Consider the following 18,529-nt stretch of genomic DNA (forward strand, 5'->3'; position numbering starts at 1 on the left):
TTCGGATCAAGCGGACCTCAAGCACATAAAGATCCAATCCACAGCTACTTCATCAGAAGAGGCTGTTCAGAAGTTAAGCATTAAGCTTTTACTTAAACATTATATCACATTTATCAATACTTTAACACGAGGGTTAAAGGAATTGAAGGTTGATTCTGGAACCTTGCGATTTGGTGATCCAGTTTATCTGGCGATCTTTTGCTTATCACGCAGTACACGTTGAATATCGCGCTGTGCATCTCTTTTTGCAGCTGTATCCCGTTTGTCGTACTCTTTCTTACCTTTACCCAGACCGATTAGTAACTTTGCATATCCGTTTCGCACATAAATTTTCAGTGGCACGATAGTGAAACCCTCACGCTTGGAGTGTCCAAGCAGCTTGAGAATCTGCACCTTATGCATCAGTAGCTTGCGCGTACGCGTGGGGTCATCCGGGTTCGCTCGATTGCCCTGTTCAAAAGGACTGATGTGCATATTGTGAATGTGAATCTCGCCGTTCCGAATGGTGGCAAAGGCATCCCCAATGTTAGCACGCCCATTTCGCAGCGACTTAATTTCCGTTCCCGTCAGTACCAGGCCAGCCTCATAAGTGTCCTCGATAAAATAATCATGGGAAGCTTTTTTGTTCTGAGCGAGCACTTTCCCATCTGCTTTTTTGCCCATGAGAATCACTCCTTGAATCAAATTCAGAGCTCTAATTGATAAAAATCCAACCTTTAGGGTTATTAGAACATCAGATCTATATTGTAACAAATGAATTCGAAGTAACGCAAGGACGTCAGCCGTTGAACTCCCCTGTCCTCTTAGGTTTCCTAACCCTTTTTGCTCGCTTCCGCTACTTTAAATGCACTCCATACAACTATTTCCGCATTTGCCTGCCTCAAATACCAGTTAGTTGCACTTCTTACATCTATTTTTGATGGTGGAGGCTCTTTTAGAGGGTGTTGGTAGATTTTAGTTGTATAAAGTGCATCTAAACCGCTAATTTGTTAAAAAGAGAGTCGTTTAGTTGTACAAAGTACAATTAAATCGGAGTCGGGACTTCCGTAGTGGCACAATGGGGAGCGATATGAGTGGTGTGGGCGGTTGGAATGGGAGTGAGCCCTTCAGTAATATTGAAAAGAGCACTGTTCCCCTTGAGAAGGGAAACAGCGCTCTATATTTAGAAGCTCTACGTTACTTTTTCTTCCTACGTCCGTCGCCGTTGCCGCCTGGGGCATCTTCGCTCCGCTTAGCAGCAGCTGGATTGTCGGTATTTTCTCCGTTGCCCGGTGTTACGGACTGGCCGATGAAGACACCGCCGTTCTGGGGTTTCTTCTTGCGGCGGACTTTTCCGCCTTCTGTACCGCTGTTGGCACGTTCAGGGGTTCCACCACCGTTGGGTCCACGATCCTCACGGCTGCGGAATCTGGTGTTACGGTCAAAGCCGAGGGATTCTTCCCCGCCCGGACCTCCGTATCCGCCCTTGCCGGAGCCGAAGCCGAAGTTAATGCCACGGCCTCCGTTGGCACCGGAGCCGTTCGTCGCCGGCACGCCGGCACGCTCACGCGCCGCCGCCGGTCCAGTGCCGCGCTGCGCGCCTGCGCCTTCTATGCCGGGCAGTTGCGCCACGGCACCGCTTGCGCCCTCGCCGGCGCCTTGCACGCGCTTGCGCTTGCCGCGGCCGCCCGGCGTACTGCCTGCGGCGCCACCGGCCGCTCCGCGCGGCCCTTCACCGACGCGGGCTTTGCCCCCCGCGTCCGCTCTGCCCGGGGCTGCGGCCCCGGGCTTGCCCTTACCGCCGCGGCCCTTGCCATTGCCGCCGACTTTACTTCCAGCGGTGGCCTTGCCGTTACCGCCGCCGTTGCGACCGCCATTACCGTTCCGGCCGCCATTACCGTTGCGACCGCCATTGCCCCCGCGGCCGCCGTTAAAGCCACCGCTACGGTGCTCGCCCTCCGCACGCGGTTTCATGTCGACCAACTCGAAGTCTATCGTGTGCTCGTCCATGTTGACCTTAGCGACTCGGATCTTAACCTCGTCCCCAATGCGGAACACCTTCGAGGTGCGCTCGCCTATGAGCGCCATATGAGCTTCGTCGAAGTGGTAGTAATCGTCTGTCAGCGCGCTGAGACGAATGAGTCCTTCGACTGTGTTATCCAGCTCGATGAACATCCCGAAGCTGGTCACACTGCTGATCATGGCATCGAATTCCTCGCCTACCTTGTCCTTCATGTATTCGCACTTCTTCAGTTGCTCTGTATCCCGCTCAGCTTCTACCGCAACACGTTCACGTTCGGATGATTGCTGGGCAATATCCGGCATCCGGCTGGACAAGTACTCGTGCCGCTTCTCGGTCAGAGCACCGCCATTCTCAATAACCTCACGCATTACACGGTGGATCACCAAATCGGGATACCGCCGGATCGGAGAAGTAAAGTGAGAGTAATATTCAGCAGCCAATCCAAAATGGCCTGTACTCTCGGCATCATACTTCGCCTGCTTCATTGAACGCAGCATCATCGTGCTGATAACCGTTTGCTCTTTAGTACCTTGAATCTGTTCCAAAAGATCCTGCAAAGCCCGTGGATGAACCGAGTTGCCCCGACCCTTGACGTGATAGCCAAAGTTAGCGGCAAAGGCCATAAAGTTCTGGAGTTTCTCTGGATCCGGGTCTTCATGTATCCGGTATAGGAATGGAACCTTCAGCCAGTGGAAATGCTCTGCTACCGTCTCGTTAGCTGCAAGCATGAATTCCTCGATAATCTGCTCCGCGACAGAACGCTCACGTTTCACAATATCAATGGCCTTGCCGTTCTCATCTACGATAATTTTGCTTTCTTCAAAGTCAAAATCGACAGCCCCGCGCCGCATTCGTGCATCGCGCAGCTTCATCGCTATCTCCTTCATCAAGCGGAAATCCTCAATTAGCGGGCTGTAGCGTTCCAACAGCTCAGGATCTTCATCCTCCACAATCTTGCGGACATTCGAGTAAGTCATTCTTTCTTTAGTACGAATCACGCTCGTGAAGACATCATGCTTCACAACCTTCATATGTTCATTAAATTCCATCTCACAGGACATCGTCAGCCGATCTACCTGCGGATTCAAGCTGCATATCCCGTTAGACAAACGGTGCGGCAGCATCGGAATTACGCGGTCAACCAAATACACGCTGCAGCCGCGGTCATAAGCTTCTTTATCCAGTTCCGAGCTCTCACGAACATAATACCCAACATCCGCAATGTGAACGCCCAGCTTATAATTTCCATTCTCCAGACGATCTACGTTAACCGCATCATCCAGATCCTTGGCATCTTCGCCATCGATAGTAACAATGTTAAGGCCGCGTAAATCACGCCGTCCCTGTTGAATAATTTCTTCATCCGTAATGGAGTCCGGGGCTTGGTTCGCCTCATTCATGACCTCATCCGGGAATCCCTCCGGCAGTTGGTGCTTACGGATAATGGATAGAATATCCACACCCGGGTCATCCTTGTGCCCTAGAATTTCAACAATTTCACCTTCCGCTGCCGAACGGCCCTCCGGATAATTCACGATTCGGACAACGACCTTCTCGCCGTCTACCGCACCCTTGAATGACTCCCTCGGGATAAAAATATCACGGTTAATCCGCTTGTCATCCGGCAGTACAAAACCGTAGGTCTCAAAGCTTTGGAATACTCCGACGGTTTGCAGCACTCCTCTTTTAACAATCCTTACCACTTCGCCTTCCATCCGGCCACCGGACGGACTTTTACCGGTCACTCGCACTAATACGATATCACCGTTCATCGTTCCTTTTAAATCATTGGCATGAATGTAGACGTCCGGGTGATCCCGATCGTCAGGAATGAGAAAAGCAAAACCTTTGGCATGAGCCTGCAGACGCCCTCTCACTAAATCCATGCGTTCTGGAACACCATAAGTGGCATTACGGGTCAATACAATTCGTCCATCCTGTTCTAGAGCAATCAACAGCTCTTCGAACGCCTTGAACTGAATATCGTCAGTAAGAGCAAAGTGGCTCACCAACTCGTCATAAGGCATTGGCTTATAAGCGGTTTCCCGCATAAAATCAAGTAGTATTTCTTCTGTTATCATGTTCGCACCTCGGCCTCCATGGCAGCTTTAAGCCGCCAGCATATATGTATGTCTTGTCCTACTTCACAAAAAAACCTACAAGCAAATTTTACCTTTATAATACTTCATACCCTAGTATACACGAAATCAATCTCCGGCATCCCTGTTCCTGCAATCTTAAGATGAATCCTTACAAAATTACAACAAAAAAACCTTCACCCATTTCATAAAGAAGAGAGCGAAGGTTTATTTAAATATGAATTAGTCGATAAAAACAGCTGCAAGGATTGCCGTAATAAAAAATCCTGCTGCCAGTCCAACTGTTACACGTTGCAGTACGAGTTCCATACCGCGTGCCTTAGATTTACCGAAGAGATGCTCAGCACCGCCGGAGATGGCGCCGGAAAGACCCGCGCTTTTCCCTTTTTGCAGAAGAACGACCGCAATAAGACCAACGGAAAAAACTAGGAGCATTACTTTCAAAAAGATATCCATTCACTTCCACCTCCTACGCCTAAGCATCAATATCTATGCTAATTTTGATTTTCACGATTCATAAACAGCATTTTTATTTTAACATAAGAAGGAAGGTATTACAACAGCCTAACTACCGATGCTGTCTATAATTTCTCGTAGAAATATAAGCAAGACCTTATATTTTGAAAAAAAAGGCCTGCCGAAATCGGCAGGCCTTTCATAGGCTTTAGTTAAGAAAGCCTATTATCTTTTGAGGTTGTAGAAGGATTTCATGCCGTTGTATTGAGCCAATTCACCCAGTTCGTCTTCGATGCGAAGCAATTGGTTGTATTTAGCAACACGGTCTGTACGGGAAGGAGCACCAGTTTTGATCTGGCCAGCATTAGTCGCAACTGCGATGTCAGCGATTGTGCTATCTTCAGATTCACCTGAACGGTGAGAGATAACTGCTGTGTAACCGGCACGTTTAGCCATTTCAATAGCATCGAAAGTTTCAGTCAATGTACCAATTTGGTTAACCTTAACCAAGATGGAGTTACCGATACCTTTTTCGATACCTGTTGCAAGACGCTCAGTGTTAGTAACGAACAAGTCATCACCAACCAATTGGACTTTGTCACCCAATTTTTCAGTAAGCAGTTTCCAACCATCCCAGTCGTCTTCGGACATACCGTCTTCGATTGTGATGATTGGGTATTTTTCAACCCATGAAACAAGAAGGTCAACATACTCGGCGGAAGTGTAAGATTTACCTTCGCCAGCAAGTGTGTATTTACCGTCTTTGTAGAACTCAGTGGAAGCAACGTCCATACCCAAGAATACGTCAACACCTGGTTTGTAACCAGCTTTTTCGATAGCTTCGATAATTGTAGTGATTGCTTCTTCATTCGAACCAAGGTTCGGTGCGAAACCACCTTCGTCACCTACAGCTGTGTTCAGACCTTTGGCGCTGAGTACGGATTTCAAGTTGTGGAAGATTTCTGCACCTATGCGAAGAGCTTCTTTGAAACTTGGAGCTCCTACAGGAAGAACCATGAACTCTTGAACGTCGATGTTGTTGTCAGCATGCTCACCACCGTTGATGATGTTCATCATTGGTACTGGAAGAGTTTTAGCGTTGAATCCGCCCAGGTATACGTACAAAGGAATATCCAAAGCTGCTGCTGCAGCACGGGCTACGGCCATGGATACTGCCAGGATTGCGTTAGCGCCCAGCTTAGCTTTGTTAGGAGTACCATCAAGAGCGATCATCAATTTGTCGATACCCAGTTGGTCAAGAGCATCCATACCGATTACTTCTGGAGCGATAACTTCATTTACGTTCTCAACAGCTTTCAGAACGCCTTTACCCATGTAACGGGATTTGTCGCCATCACGAAGCTCTACAGCTTCATGAGCGCCAGTGGAAGCGCCGGAAGGAACGATAGCGCGGCCTTTAGCACCGGATTCAAGATAAACGTCAACCTCTACAGTTGGGTTACCGCGGGAGTCGAGGACTTCGCGAGCATACACATCAGAAATAATAGTCATGTAATTTAGTCTCCTTTTAACTTTTGTTTTATTGGTATTGATTGATGAAGCCTATAGGAATTTACTTGCGGCTGGCAATCATGGATTGTCCGGTCATTTCCGCAGGTTGCGGAAGTCCCATCAGATCCAGAATCGTCGGTGCTACGTCTGCAAGAATACCGGAATCGCGCAGTACAACATTCTCAGATGTAAGAATGAAAGGAACTGGGTTAGTAGTATGAGCCGTGAACGGACGACCGTTCTCGTCAAACACCATATCCGCATTACCATGATCCGCGATAATGATTGCAACGCCGCCTTTAGCGACTACTGCATCTACTACCATACCCACACATTCATCCGTAACTTCAACTGCCTTAATTGTTGGCTCCAGCATACCGGAGTGTCCAACCATATCAGGGTTAGCAAAGTTCAGGATAATAGCATCTTGTCTATCCGCTTCGATTTCTGCTACGCAGGCCGCCGCCACTTCGTAAGCACTCATCTCTGGCTGCAAGTCATAAGTTGCCACTTTAGGAGAGTTGATCAGGATGCGAGTTTCACCAGGAAGTTCCTCATCACGTCCACCGCTGAAGAAGAAGGTAACATGCGGGTACTTTTCAGTTTCCGCGATGCGCAACTGCTTCTTGTTCTGCTGTACAAGTACTTCACCTAATGTGTTGTCCAGATTCTTCGGTGAGTAGGCAACGTAGCCTTGCACCGTTTCACTGAACGTGGTCAAGCATACAAAGTGTAGATTTTGTGGGAACAGGGGTCCACGTTCGAAACCGCGGAAATCCTGGTTGGTGAATACTTGCGACAGTTGGATGGCACGGTCAGGACGGAAGTTGAGGAAAATCACGGAATCACCGCTCTCAACTGCTGTTACTGGCTTGCCTTCACTGTCTACGATGACACTTGGCTCAACGAATTCATCGTACACAGAATTCTGATAAGAAGAAGTGATCGCCTGAAGGGCATCGGTATATTTCGGGCCTTCGCCATAAACCATAGCGCGGTAAGCTTTCTCAACACGTTCCCAACGTTTGTCGCGATCCATCGCGAAATAACGTCCGGATACGGTAGCAATTGTTCCTACGCCAATTTCCTCAATCTTGTGAATCAGATCTTGGACGAACTTTTGCCCGCTGTCAGGAGCCACGTCGCGGCCATCCATGAAAGCATGGATATACACTTCATGCATATCTTCTTTCTTGGCAAGATCAAGCATGGCGAACAAGTGTTTAATATGGCTATGTACCCCTCCGTCGGATACAAGCGCATACAGGTGAAGCTTTTTGCCGGTTGCTTTGGCATTTCTTACTGCAGCAACCAGTGTTTCATTTTCAAAGAACTCACCGTCACGGATAGATTTGTCAATGCGAGTCAAATCCTGATATACGATTCGTCCTGCTCCAATATTCAAATGGCCCACTTCGGAGTTGCCCATTTGCCCTTCAGGAAGACCAACAGCTTCACCGCAAGCAGTAAGTGTTGTGTTAGGATATTGAGTCAAATAACGGTCGTAATTAGGTTTGTTAGCTTGGGCAACTGCATTGCCTTCAGCTGTGTTACGCAATCCGAAACCATCCATAATGATTAAAGCAACGGGTCTTGGTGCTGACATCCTTACTTCGCCCCCTCAACTAGTGAAACGAAGGAAGCAGGTTGCAGACTGGCACCGCCAACAAGCGCGCCGTCGATATCGCTTTGGCCCATATATTCAGTTACGTTCTCAGGCTTCACGCTGCCGCCGTATTGAATACGAACAACTTCAGCTGTCGCTTCATCGTACAGACCTTTTACAAGGGTACGGATGTAAGCAATAACTTCGTTAGCATCTTGAGAAGTAGAGGATTTACCTGTGCCAATAGCCCAGATCGGCTCGTAAGCAATAACTACTTGTGAAGCTTGTTCAGCACTGAGTCCTGCGAATGCAGCTTCAGTTTGAACTTTACACACATCTTTAGTCTGATCAGCTTCACGCTCTTCAAGCTTTTCGCCTACACAGACAATTGGAGTGATGCCGTGACGGAATGCCGCATGCATCTTTTTGTTCACGATTTCGTCAGTCTCGCCAAAATAGGCGCGACGCTCGGAGTGTCCGATGATAACATAATCCACACCGAGATCCTTCAGCATTACGCCGCTAATCTCGCCTGTGTAGGCGCCGTTATCTTCGAAGTGTAGGTTTTGTGCGCCAACCTTGATGGTTGTGCCTTTTACTGCTGCTACCAAAGCTGGCAGGTTAGTGAATGGCGCGCAGATTACAGTCTCTACGCCTTCTACTTCTGCTTGGCCTTTGATTTCAGAAATAAAGCTTTCGGCTTCCGGAACCGTTTTGAACATCTTCCAGTTGCCTGCGATAATTGGTGTTCTCATAACTTGATAGCCTCCTTCTACGTCTTACTTGTCGTTCAAAGCTTCTACGCCAGGAAGCGCCTTGCCTTCCATGAACTCGAGTGATGCGCCGCCGCCAGTGGAGATATGATCCATTTGGTCAGCCAGGTGGAATTTTTCTGCTGCAGCTGCGGAGTCTCCGCCGCCGATAACAGTGTAACCTTCAGTAGTTGCACAAGCTTTAGCTACTGCAATCGTACCTTCGGCAAAAATGTCGATTTCGAACACACCCATAGGTCCGTTCCAAACCACCAATTTGGAGTTTTTGATAACATCGGCATACATTGCTGCAGTTTTTGGACCGATATCCAGACCCATCCAGCCTTCTGGGATATCTGCTACATCAACTACTTTAGTGTTAGCATCCGCGCCAAATTTGTCAGCAATAACTGCATCTACTGGAAGCAGGAAGTTTTTGCCGAGTTTTTTCGCTTTTTCAATAAATCCAAGAGCAGTATCAATCTTGTCGTTATCTACAAGGGAATTACCGATTTCGTGACCTTGAGCTTTGGTAAATGTAAATGCAAGGCCGCCGCCAATCAGAACATTGTCAGCCAAAGTCAGCAGGTTATCGATAACATCAATCTTGTCTTTAACTTTCGAACCGCCAATGATAGCCGTGAAAGGACGCTCCGGGGTGGAAAGAGCTTTACCCAGAACAGACAATTCCTTCTCCATCAACAGACCGGATACAGCTGGTAAGAAATGAGCGATACCTTCTGTCGAAGCATGAGCACGGTGAGCTGCGCCGAAAGCGTCATTTACGAACAGATCAGCAAGCTCAGCGAATTGCTTAGCCAGTTCAGGATCATTCTTTTCTTCACCTGGGTAGAAACGAACGTTCTCAAGAACGATTACATCGCCTTCGCCAAGTTCAGCGATTTGAGCTTTTACAGCTTCGCCAATAGCTTCATCAGCTTTAGCTACCGGTTTGCCCAGAAGTTCAGACAGACGAGTTGCTGCAGTTGTCAAACGCATGGAATCTACGAATTCGCCTTTAGGACGGCCCATGTGGCTTGCAAGAATAACCTTTGCACCGTTCTCGATCAAAAATTTAATCGTTGGAAGGGTTTCGCGGATACGTGTATCATCGGTGATTTTGCCATCTTCTACAGGTACATTAAAATCCACCCGTACGAAAACGCGTTTACCCTTAACTTCTACATCACGAACACTTTTCTTATTCATGTCTATTTCCTCCACACCCAAAATTTATACGGTCAGGAATCCAAAGAATGTACTTTCAAGAAATATAAGCAAAGTATGAAGTCAACCTTATACTTTGCTTATTTTCTCAGAAAGAGCGGAAACAAGGACGTTCTGTTTCCGCTCTTGAACTGGACTTATATAAAATCAATATTACTTAGCGATTTTTGCAAAGTGCTCTAAAGTACGAATCAATTGTGCAGTGTAGGACATTTCATTGTCATACCAAGCAACTGTTTTAACCAGTTGTTTGTCGCCAACAGTCAATACTTTAGTTTGTGTAGCATCAAACAGGGAACCGAAAGTGATTCCTTTGATGTCGGAAGATACGATTTCATCTTCAGTGTAGCCATAAGATTCGGAATCAGAAGCGGCTTTCATAGCTGCATTGATTTCTTCAACAGTTACATGTTTCTCAAGAACAGTTACCAATTCAGTCAGGGAACCAGTTGCTACTGGAACACGTTGAGCTGCACCGTCCAATTTGCCTTTAAGTTCAGGAATAACCAAACCGATTGCTTTAGCAGCACCAGTTGTGTTAGGGATAATGTTCTCAGCTGCTGCACGAGCGCGTCTGAAGTCGCCTTTCGCGTGTGGAGCATCCAAAGTGTTTTGGTCGCCAGTGTAAGCATGAATTGTTGTCATCAAACCTTCAACAATACCATAGTTGTCTTGAAGAACTTTTGCCATAGGAGCCAGGCAGTTCGTTGTGCAAGAAGCACCGGAGATTACAGTTTCAGTACCATCAAGAATGTCATGGTTTACGTTGTAAACGACAGTTTTCATATCGCCAGTAGCAGGTGCAGAGATAACTACTTTTTTAGCTCCGCCTTTTAAGTGTTTCTCAGCAGCTTCTTTAGTTGTGAAGAAACCTGTGCATTCCAGTACGATATCAACGCCGAGCTCGCCCCAAGGCAATTCTTCAGGGTTGCGGTTCGCAAGAACCTTAACTTCTTTACCGTTTACTTTGAAGAAACCTTCATGAACTTCAACATCACCCTTGAAAGTTCCTTGAGTTGTATCATATTTCAACAAATGTGCAAGCATCTTAGCATCAGTCAAGTCATTGATTGCTACCACTTCGATACCTTCTACATTTTGAATACGGCGGAATGCAAGGCGTCCAATACGTCCAAAACCATTAATACCAACTTTAACACTCATTGAATAGTTCCTCCTAGAATTCGTTTTATTTATTCAAGACAGGCCGTTAAGCTTGTCAAGACAACAACGTTAAGTATAATGCAAAAAAACAGATTGCGCCCCCCACAAAATGGAAGCTAGTGCACTAATTGTACATGTTCATCAATTTCTCTGCCTATTTCCACTGCAGCCGCCTCGTCCGTCACAAGAATATCCTCTTGCCCAAACCGGAGCATGGCATGAATGGCTTTGGATTTGCGTTTACCCCCAGCTATACCGACTACGACTTCCGTGCGAATGATATCCTCAAGACGCAGTCCCATCGTAAGCATAGTGTGAACAACCTGCCCATCTTCATTAAAATAATAACCGAATGATTCGGCTACCGCGCCTTCTTCCTGAATCTCCAAGACCGTTGCCTCATCCAGCTTCCGGCGTCGAGTCATTTCGATGGCGTCTCCAATTCCGTGAACAATAATACGTGAACGACGGATGATCTGCACAATCTCCCTTGTATTGGAATCCTGGGCAAGGGACTGGTATGCATCCTCACCAAGCAGATCTGGAACATGCAGCAAGCGGTATTGCGCTCCAACTCGTTTTGCCATTGTTGAGGCAATCGTATTGGCTTGTATCTCCATACTTTCTCCTAATCCTCCACGAGCCGGTACGAACCAGGCATCCTTGTAAGATAGAGGTAGCGGCGGTGTAAGCTGATCCGCCATTTCGGCCAATGTGGAGCCGCCAGTTACAGCAATCGTGTCATCGCTCCGAAGCACACTTAGCAATGCTTTGGCACCTGCGCGCCCAAGCTCACGTTTGGTGAACGGGGATGTTTCACAATCACCAGGGACAACAATTACTTTACTCAGACCGTACGTTGACCGTATCTTCTCCTCCAGATCGTCTAGACCAAACAAGCTCTTAGCGATTGGCTCCAACAGATCCAGCAAGCTGCGGCCAGCATCACTGGTTCGCATACCCACACTGTCGATCTCGATAAGCCCCTGCGATTTCAGAAGATCCGTCTCGGCACGCAAGGTGCGCTCCGTCATGTTCAAGGAAGCGGCAAGCGTTCTGCGCCCAATAATATCGGACAGCATGATCTGATGAAGAATCGTATACCGTCTCTTAAGGGTTTCCATGAGATCAGGCAGAAGCTGCTTTTGTATTTCTAATAAGTTACGCATGCTTTCACTCCTGCAACTTCGTCTTTCTCTATTCCCTTTGTCATGGTCTCAAAATGTCCCGGGCTAACTTTTTAAGTCCCACCCATATCTTACCCAAATTTTGCCCTGAAAGCAAGTCTTCCGAGAGTAGAATTCACAACCGCCTTTCTTCTTATACATTAATAACATTAAGGGGTCTCTTATATAGGGTAGTTATCAGCGGATAAGGCTTCTTTATAAAAGACAGCCATCATGTTACTGCTAGAGGAGCACGGAGATATTCCTTGCTTTTGCATCTCATTCGTATTATAATAATTTCTGTTGCGCCCGTGGTCCAATGGATATGACGTAGGCCTCCGAAGCCTGAGATCCAAGTTCGATTCTTGGCGGGCGCGCCATTATTTTTAATAATATGTATTTTTTAGCAACGCCTATAATATGATTTAACCAAAGTGCCAATGAATGGCTCTTTTTTTTTGCAATAAGTTTGACTTTCTTTGACTTTTTGTTTGAATTTGTTTATCATGTGGTTATTACGGTAAGAGTAACTAAGAAAGACATTCTAACAGCCAATCTCAAGGAGGTTTTCCACGTGAGTTATATTCCTATGGTCGTAGAACAAAGCAACCGCGGCGAGCGCGCTTATGACATCTATTCCCGCCTGCTGAAGGACCGCATCATTTTCCTTGGAACAGAGGTTAATGACGTGGTAGCCAATTCCATTATCGCGCAAATGCTATTTCTAGCTGCCGAGGAACCGGATAAGGACATTCATCTATATGTGAACAGTCCGGGTGGTTCCATTACTGCGGGTATGGCTATATTTGATACAATGCAATACATTAAACCTGATGTATCTACCATCTGTGTGGGTATGGCAGCTTCTATGGGAGCCTTCCTGTTAAATGCTGGTGCCAAAGGTAAACGCTTTGCATTGCCGAACAGTGAAATTATGATTCACCAGCCTTTGGGCGGTGCTCAAGGTCAGGCATCGGACATCGAAATCCGTGCACGCCGCATTCTTAAGCTTCGCGACAAGTTGAACCGCATTTTGTCCGAGCGTACCGGCCAGCCGATAGAACGTATCGAGAAAGATACAGATCGTGATTACTTCATGACTGCTGCTGAAGCAGCTGAATATGGTATCGTTGATAAGGTTATTGAGAAAACACTGCCAGTCGGTGTATAAGACACTTGAAATGAATAAGACCCCGTATCTGCCTCAAACGCAGATACGGGGTCTTTTATTAGCAGAATCTTTCATTACAACATACCGTAACCCAGATGGTTTAGCTTCTCGGCAATTACATAGTAACCCCGTTTATTAGGATGAATATGATCTAAGAATAACAATTCTCTTTCATTCCCCGCAAAACTATTGTAAATGGATGCAAACCCACAACTCCGGCTATTGTACTGTGAGGCATGCCGATTGAACTGCATGACCCAATTAGACGCTTCATCAAGTCTTGGATAGGGATTATACAACCCAACAATCCGGATAATATAAGGGCTTGCCGAATTCCTTTTCAACTGCCACAATGTACCCATAATTCCGTCGAAGTTCTTCTGACATTCCTGCAAGGCTTTTCGCAGCACAACCGGGGTACTCCCTTGCTGTCCCGCTGAGGATTTAGCCGCACGAATGAGGTCGTTCCCACCAATAGATAGAGTGATAAGATCAGCTTCCTGAAGTGCCTGACGGTACATACTATTTCCGCGTAATCGCTGTTCCAGTTCTCCTGTTGTTAACCCGTTCACGCCTAGATTCGTATAGACAACCTTGGAGCGAAGCCTCGCCTCAGCCATCCTGCTGTACACCGGCACGAACCCATTACCGGGCAGCGCACCAAATCCTGTTGTCAGTGAATCCCCGATCGCAGTATATCGGTACCTCATGATTCTCCCCTCCCCATTCATATGCTAAATTCATAATTTAGGATATGAGCTGGAGCCGTAATAGGTAACGGGGAGATGTCCATAGCTGGTGCTGAAATTTAACCTTATTTCAACTTGGCAAATGGGCTGGTTCCATCCGGCAGTAGTTCGGTGAAATTGAATGTGTAGGTTGGGAACCCTTGAGCGTAGGCTGTATATTCATATAACTGAAAGAAGATGACGACCTTGCCCTCTTTTAAGTAAAAGTATTTCTCGGTATTCAGACCATTGAATCCACCCAGATAGCCACCCTCAGCCTTAATCAGCTTACTAAGCTTGGCATTAAGCTCTTTCTTGTAGTTGGAATTGGCTCCGAACAGATCACCCAGCAACAGACGCTTGCCATCCTTCAGTGAGAAGGTGAAGGCGTTGCGATAAGTCATTCCGTGGGCGCCGCCTGTATAACTAAACTGCTCCGTAACCAGACTCAAGATGCCATTTTGGTTGTACGTAACTATATAATTACTTTCGAATTCGTATGGGCGATCCTCTTCTGTTTTATTCGCAATTTCTTTCTCAGCTGCCACCGCAAAACTCATTATAGTCTGCTTCAAGGTGTCATTAATCTTCTTTTGCACCTCAGGATTGCTTAACCCGTTGATCTGCGGATACTCCAGTTTGATGTCGGCGCCTTCTTTTAACTTCACATAGCTCCCCGTTGTAACGTTCAAAGCATTTTGCGGTCTGGTGAGTACATTAAGTCTACCGGAAGCTGCATTCCAATCCCCCTGATACCCCAAATAATCACTCAAAAGTTCAAAAGGCACATAGAGACGATTATTAAGGTTCTTTCCTTCATACTCACGGATAAAATAATTATTCACGGCAATGGAATTCCCATATGTGGACACCATGAGCTTGATTTGCTTAATTCCTGATCCTATCGTATAGGTATTCTCCGTCTTATTATAAGAAACCGGCATATGAAGGGTGTCTCGCATAAAGCTTATAGGAATCCATACCTTCCCTTCACGAAAAATACCTTGCTGCGGGGCTATAGTCCCGTTTGATTTTAAGATCACCTGTGAGCTATCGACTTTCTTGACTTGTGCCGTTGAGGATGCCGCTAAGCTTGGTTCTGTTCCCAGAAGTCCTCCTCCAAGTACAATCCCTGCGGCTATCAAACTAACGCCCCATTTGCGGCTGCTTTTCCATGAATAATCCATGATCCATTTCTCCTTTTCGCTGGTGCATTCAATACTTCCTATTATAATGAACCGGCGTAGCCCGGATGTTACAATCCGCTTTACAGTTTCTTAGTAATTTGGAGCTAGATCAAATCATCTTATTACAATACTTTAAACAAAATGAGAGGTTTAACTCACATTCACAGGAAAGGGAAATAAAAAAGGAGGTTCGCCCCGCTATATCAGCAGAAGTAAACCTCCCATCTCACTACGTTCCCTTATGGGTACTTACGATATTATTTCAATTCATAGGTTACGCTAAGCACAGTTGTTAGCTTTACCTCACCCGGTTGTACAGTGGTGCCGCCGGCATTATCCGCCGCAGCCGACTCCATTTTCATATTGTCATAGTAGACAGGGTTGTTGCTTACATCACTTTGAGTAACAGTGACCACTTGACCAAGACTCCGTTTGGCTGCTGTAGCAATAGCTCCTGCTTTAACATCCGCATTGGCCATGGCTTTATTGATAACCTGTGCTTCAAAAGCAGAGGAATCTTCAACCGAGAAGCGGGCATTCCCGATATTATTTGCTCCCGCTGCGGAAGCAGCATCAAGCAGTGCGCCAACCTTGGACAAGTCACGGTAAGCAATTTGCAAGGTATGGTGGGCATTATAGCCTTTAATCTGTTGGCCTTCTTTTTCACTATAGCTGTAGTTAGGTTGTACATAGAACTGAGTGCTTTGAATGTCCTTATCTGCAATCGCCCAAGTCGTCTTGAAAAGCGTTGTCAGCTTCGTGATCTTTGCACCATTACTTTTTTGAGCTTCTTGGGCGGTTGCCGCCGATGTATCCACCCCAATGGACAGGTACACAATATCCGGCTTGATCGATAACTCTCCTTTACCTACTACGTTTACTATATTTTTCTGCACATCCTCGGCAAAAGCCTTTTCAGGACCCTTAAACGCTCCGCTCAGGCCGATCCCCCCCATAATTAAGCTTCCTGCCAGCAGCACCGATCCAAATGATTTAACCCAATTCTTCACACTTGCCATCCCCTTTCACTCTTTTAAAATGTTTGTATTCTCTAGACGAGACCCCCTGGGAAAAGTTGCAGCATTTCTTCATTATATTTAAATATTAAAAAAAGCCCATAAAGGGCTTTTGGTCAATCACAAAGTAAGGCCTTACAATTATTGGTTCTCCAGCTCTTCCTTGCTGACGAGACTCGTCAATGCCGTTACAGCTTGCTCCGCGTCGGCGCCATCTGCACTGATGTAAATCTCCGTGCCCGAACTGATCGCAAGACTCATAATCCCCATGATGCTTTTTGCGTTTACTTTTTTATCGTCTTTTTCCACGAAAATCTCAGACGAAAACTTATTTGCTTCCTGCACGAATAATGCTGCAGGCCGAGCATGGAGCCCCGTCTTTAACCGTACAACTACCGGGTGCTTTGTCATGAAACGCTTACCCCCTATTTGAGATCTTCCCAAAATTTTCACATTAAATTTTATAATATTATATCATTATAACGTAATCCACACTAGAAAAAAAATATTAGCTGCCCCGAACCTTGTCCGCCAGCTCATCAATTTTCCGAAGTCTATGGTTTACGCCTGACTTGCTAACCGTCCCTTTCAGCATCTCCCCGACTTCCTTGAGGTTGATATCAGGGTGGGCCAGTCTAACTTCAGCTACTTCACGCAACTTATCCGGCAAGCTCTCCAGTCCAACTTCTCTCTGCAGCAGCTTGATATTCTCAATCTGCCGCACAGCAGCACTGATGGTTTTGTTCAGATTGGCTGTCTCACAATTAACGATGCGATTCACGGAGTTGCGCATGTCGCGCATAATCCGCACATCCTCGAATTTGAACAGTGCCTGATGCGCCCCGATCAGACTCAAGAATTCGATGATCTTCTCGCCTTCTTTAATATAGAGAATGAAGCCTTTCTTGCGTTCAATACAACGGGCGTTGAGGTGAAATTCACCAGCCAGGTCCACCAGCGCCTTGCAGTGCTCCTCGTACATGGAGGAAATCTCCAGATGGTACGAAGAACCCTCCGGGTTGTTCACTGACCCGCCCGCCATAAAGGCACCACGCAGATATGCGCGTTTACAGCAGTTTTTGCCCACGATTGCGTCGTCAATACCGTCTGTAAAGATAAAGCCCTCGGAAACAATTCTGAGGTCGTTCAGAATTTCCTGCACACGGGAAGGAATCCGAACGATATAAACGTTATTTTTCTTCAAACGCATTTTTTTACGCACGAGAAGCTCAATATGGACCTGGTAATATTTCTTAAGCAAGGAATAAACCCGCCTTGCAATCGCGGCATTCTCTGTCGAAATGTCCAGAACTACCTTTTTGCTTGAAAGCTGCACCGATCCGTTCATCCGAATCAGTGCCGACATTTCCGCTTTCTCACAGCAGGGCTGGCTCTCGACCATCGTCAGCTCTTTTTTTGTCAGTGCCGCAAAAGACAAGGGTCTCACCTCTTTCTAAATCCTGTAGATTTGGCAGGGTTATCTAGATATCCAATCGGTTACGAGCTGAAAAATATGATTGCTTAGTTTGTCTGTATCATGCCGCAAGTATGTCTTAAACAAGACCAGTTTATCCGCAATAACCTTATATCCGGTTCCCGCTAGAGCTTCCCGGTCAAGGCGTACCGGGCGGGCACCCTTCTCCGCATATTTACTCTGCACCTGCGGCGGAATCTCTCCGTCATTGACAATCACATAATCGAACAGATGCAGTCCGATATGGTCATACACTGCTTGCAAATGATCGCTTACGGTATAATTATCTGTTTCACCGGGCTGAGTCATTACATTGCAGACAAAAATTTTGATTGCTTTAGAGGAGACAACCGCTTCTGCCAGCTTCGGCACAAGTAAATTAGGCAGAATACTTGTGTACAGGCTGCCCGGACCAATCAGTATTGCATCTGCATTCTGGATGGCTTCCAGCGCCTCCGGCAGTGGTTCTATATCCGCCGGTTCCAAAAACACACGCTTGATGATACCGCCGGCTTCAGGAATCTTAGACTCCCCTGTTATAAGCGTGCCGTCGGACATTTCCGCGTGAAGCACTACAGCCTCCGCAGCAGCGGGCAGTACCCGTCCGCGAACGGCGAACAATCGGCTCAGTTCACGGACAGCTGTGACGAAATCACCCGATATGTCGGTAAGTGCTGCAAGAATCAGGTTGCCGAGGCTGTGCCCGGCAAGACCTTCACCGCTGCTGAAGCGGTACCTCATAATGTCAGCCATCAACGGCTCTACGTCAGCCATTGCGGTCAACACATTGCGGATATCGCCCGGAGGCGGCATTTGCAGCTCGCTCCTCAAGATGCCGGAGCTGCCCCCGTCATCAGCTACCGTCACGATGGCTGTAATATCCAGCGGCTTTTCCTTCAATCCGCGAAGCATTACAGACAATCCAGTACCCCCGCCCATAACAACGATACGCGGCCGCTCTCTTAGTTC

At 46.9% G+C, this 18,529-nt stretch carries 16 protein-coding genes and 1 tRNA gene; 2 read left to right on the top strand and 15 right to left on the bottom strand.

Annotation, left to right across the window (positions count from 1 at the left end; translation table 11 throughout):
- Positions 1 to 183: 183 nt before the first annotated feature.
- The 9 genes from smpB to PWYN_RS10755 all read right to left on the bottom strand — a co-directional run bounded on the left by smpB (position 184) and on the right by PWYN_RS10755 (position 11,987).
- On the bottom strand, positions 184 to 663 hold the full coding sequence (smpB, locus tag PWYN_RS10715; RefSeq protein ID WP_036651280.1) for an SsrA-binding protein SmpB: 480 nt from the start codon (positions 661 to 663) through the stop codon (positions 184 to 186).
- 513 nt (positions 664 to 1,176) lie between these two features.
- Complete coding sequence (gene rnr, locus PWYN_RS10720; protein ID WP_036651284.1) at positions 1,177 to 4,083, bottom strand: ribonuclease R; 2,907 nt, start codon at positions 4,081 to 4,083, stop codon at positions 1,177 to 1,179.
- Positions 4,084 to 4,323: 240 nt separating this feature from the next.
- On the bottom strand, positions 4,324 to 4,557 hold the full coding sequence (gene secG, locus PWYN_RS10725) for a preprotein translocase subunit SecG (RefSeq protein ID WP_036651286.1): 234 nt from the start codon (positions 4,555 to 4,557) through the stop codon (positions 4,324 to 4,326).
- A 225-nt stretch (positions 4,558 to 4,782) separates the two neighbouring features.
- Positions 4,783 to 6,069: a phosphopyruvate hydratase gene (eno, locus tag PWYN_RS10730; RefSeq protein ID WP_036651288.1), complete on the bottom strand. Its 1,287-nt coding sequence runs from the start codon at positions 6,067 to 6,069 to the stop codon at positions 4,783 to 4,785.
- A 61-nt stretch (positions 6,070 to 6,130) separates the two neighbouring features.
- A complete protein-coding gene (gene gpmI / locus PWYN_RS10735; RefSeq protein WP_036651291.1) occupies positions 6,131 to 7,675 on the bottom strand; it encodes a 2,3-bisphosphoglycerate-independent phosphoglycerate mutase in 1,545 nt (514 codons plus the stop codon).
- A gap of 2 nt (positions 7,676 to 7,677) precedes the next feature.
- Positions 7,678 to 8,430, bottom strand: a complete 753-nt coding sequence (gene tpiA, locus PWYN_RS10740; protein WP_036651292.1) for a triose-phosphate isomerase — start codon at positions 8,428 to 8,430, stop codon at positions 7,678 to 7,680.
- 24 nt (positions 8,431 to 8,454) lie between these two features.
- A complete protein-coding gene (locus PWYN_RS10745) occupies positions 8,455 to 9,636 on the bottom strand; it encodes a phosphoglycerate kinase (protein ID WP_036651294.1) in 1,182 nt (393 codons plus the stop codon).
- A 171-nt stretch (positions 9,637 to 9,807) separates the two neighbouring features.
- A complete protein-coding gene (gene gap / locus PWYN_RS10750; protein WP_036651297.1) occupies positions 9,808 to 10,818 on the bottom strand; it encodes a type I glyceraldehyde-3-phosphate dehydrogenase in 1,011 nt (336 codons plus the stop codon).
- Positions 10,819 to 10,934: 116 nt separating this feature from the next.
- Positions 10,935 to 11,987: a sugar-binding transcriptional regulator gene (locus PWYN_RS10755; RefSeq protein WP_036651299.1), complete on the bottom strand. Its 1,053-nt coding sequence runs from the start codon at positions 11,985 to 11,987 to the stop codon at positions 10,935 to 10,937.
- A gap of 302 nt (positions 11,988 to 12,289) precedes the next feature.
- Between PWYN_RS10755 and PWYN_RS10760 the strand changes: the two genes are divergently transcribed.
- Positions 12,290 to 12,364: transfer RNA gene (locus PWYN_RS10760), tRNA-Arg, on the top strand.
- 194 nt (positions 12,365 to 12,558) lie between these two features.
- Positions 12,559 to 13,155, top strand: a complete 597-nt coding sequence (clpP, locus tag PWYN_RS10765) for an ATP-dependent Clp endopeptidase proteolytic subunit ClpP (protein WP_036651302.1) — start codon at positions 12,559 to 12,561, stop codon at positions 13,153 to 13,155.
- A 74-nt stretch (positions 13,156 to 13,229) separates the two neighbouring features.
- Here the strand turns inward: clpP and PWYN_RS10770 are convergent, their stop codons facing one another.
- From PWYN_RS10770 to PWYN_RS10795, 6 genes are all read right to left on the bottom strand, one after another.
- Entirely contained in the window at positions 13,230 to 13,865 is a 636-nt protein-coding gene (locus tag PWYN_RS10770) for a GDSL-type esterase/lipase family protein (RefSeq protein ID WP_205622743.1), read from the bottom strand.
- A 104-nt stretch (positions 13,866 to 13,969) separates the two neighbouring features.
- Complete coding sequence (locus PWYN_RS10775) at positions 13,970 to 15,070, bottom strand: PdaC/SigV domain-containing protein (protein WP_036651309.1); 1,101 nt, start codon at positions 15,068 to 15,070, stop codon at positions 13,970 to 13,972.
- A 257-nt stretch (positions 15,071 to 15,327) separates the two neighbouring features.
- Entirely contained in the window at positions 15,328 to 16,080 is a 753-nt protein-coding gene (locus PWYN_RS10780; protein ID WP_036653703.1) for an SIMPL domain-containing protein, read from the bottom strand.
- 147 nt (positions 16,081 to 16,227) lie between these two features.
- On the bottom strand, positions 16,228 to 16,497 hold the full coding sequence (locus PWYN_RS10785) for an HPr family phosphocarrier protein (RefSeq protein ID WP_036651317.1): 270 nt from the start codon (positions 16,495 to 16,497) through the stop codon (positions 16,228 to 16,230).
- 97 nt (positions 16,498 to 16,594) lie between these two features.
- Complete coding sequence (whiA, locus tag PWYN_RS10790; RefSeq protein ID WP_036651320.1) at positions 16,595 to 17,524, bottom strand: DNA-binding protein WhiA; 930 nt, start codon at positions 17,522 to 17,524, stop codon at positions 16,595 to 16,597.
- Between the two features lie 39 nt (positions 17,525 to 17,563).
- Positions 17,564 to 18,499: a gluconeogenesis factor YvcK family protein gene (locus tag PWYN_RS10795; protein WP_169744118.1), complete on the bottom strand. Its 936-nt coding sequence runs from the start codon at positions 18,497 to 18,499 to the stop codon at positions 17,564 to 17,566.
- Positions 18,500 to 18,529: the final 30 nt, after the last annotated feature.

This window comes from Paenibacillus wynnii, from assembly GCF_000757885.1.
Classification (GTDB): Bacteria; Bacillota; Bacilli; order Paenibacillales; family Paenibacillaceae; genus Paenibacillus_AQ; species Paenibacillus_AQ wynnii.

Coding starts and splice junctions, on each gene's coding strand:
- smpB (WP_036651280.1), bottom strand. CDS start 663: ATGGGCAAAAAAGCAGATGGGAAAGTGCTCGCTCAGAACAAAAAAGCT.
- rnr (WP_036651284.1), bottom strand. CDS start 4,083: ATGATAACAGAAGAAATACTACTTGATTTTATGCGGGAAACCGCTTAT.
- secG (WP_036651286.1), bottom strand. CDS start 4,557: ATGGATATCTTTTTGAAAGTAATGCTCCTAGTTTTTTCCGTTGGTCTT.
- eno (WP_036651288.1), bottom strand. CDS start 6,069: ATGACTATTATTTCTGATGTGTATGCTCGCGAAGTCCTCGACTCCCGC.
- gpmI (WP_036651291.1), bottom strand. CDS start 7,675: ATGTCAGCACCAAGACCCGTTGCTTTAATCATTATGGATGGTTTCGGA.
- tpiA (WP_036651292.1), bottom strand. CDS start 8,430: ATGAGAACACCAATTATCGCAGGCAACTGGAAGATGTTCAAAACGGTT.
- PWYN_RS10745 (WP_036651294.1), bottom strand. CDS start 9,636: ATGAATAAGAAAAGTGTTCGTGATGTAGAAGTTAAGGGTAAACGCGTT.
- gap (WP_036651297.1), bottom strand. CDS start 10,818: ATGAGTGTTAAAGTTGGTATTAATGGTTTTGGACGTATTGGACGCCTT.
- PWYN_RS10755 (WP_036651299.1), bottom strand. CDS start 11,987: ATGCGTAACTTATTAGAAATACAAAAGCAGCTTCTGCCTGATCTCATG.
- PWYN_RS10770 (WP_205622743.1), bottom strand. CDS start 13,865: ATGAGGTACCGATATACTGCGATCGGGGATTCACTGACAACAGGATTT.
- PWYN_RS10775 (WP_036651309.1), bottom strand. CDS start 15,070: ATGGATTATTCATGGAAAAGCAGCCGCAAATGGGGCGTTAGTTTGATA.
- PWYN_RS10785 (WP_036651317.1), bottom strand. CDS start 16,497: ATGACAAAGCACCCGGTAGTTGTACGGTTAAAGACGGGGCTCCATGCT.
- PWYN_RS10795 (WP_169744118.1), bottom strand. CDS start 18,499: ATGGGCGGGGGTACTGGATTGTCTGTAATGCTTCGCGGATTGAAGGAA.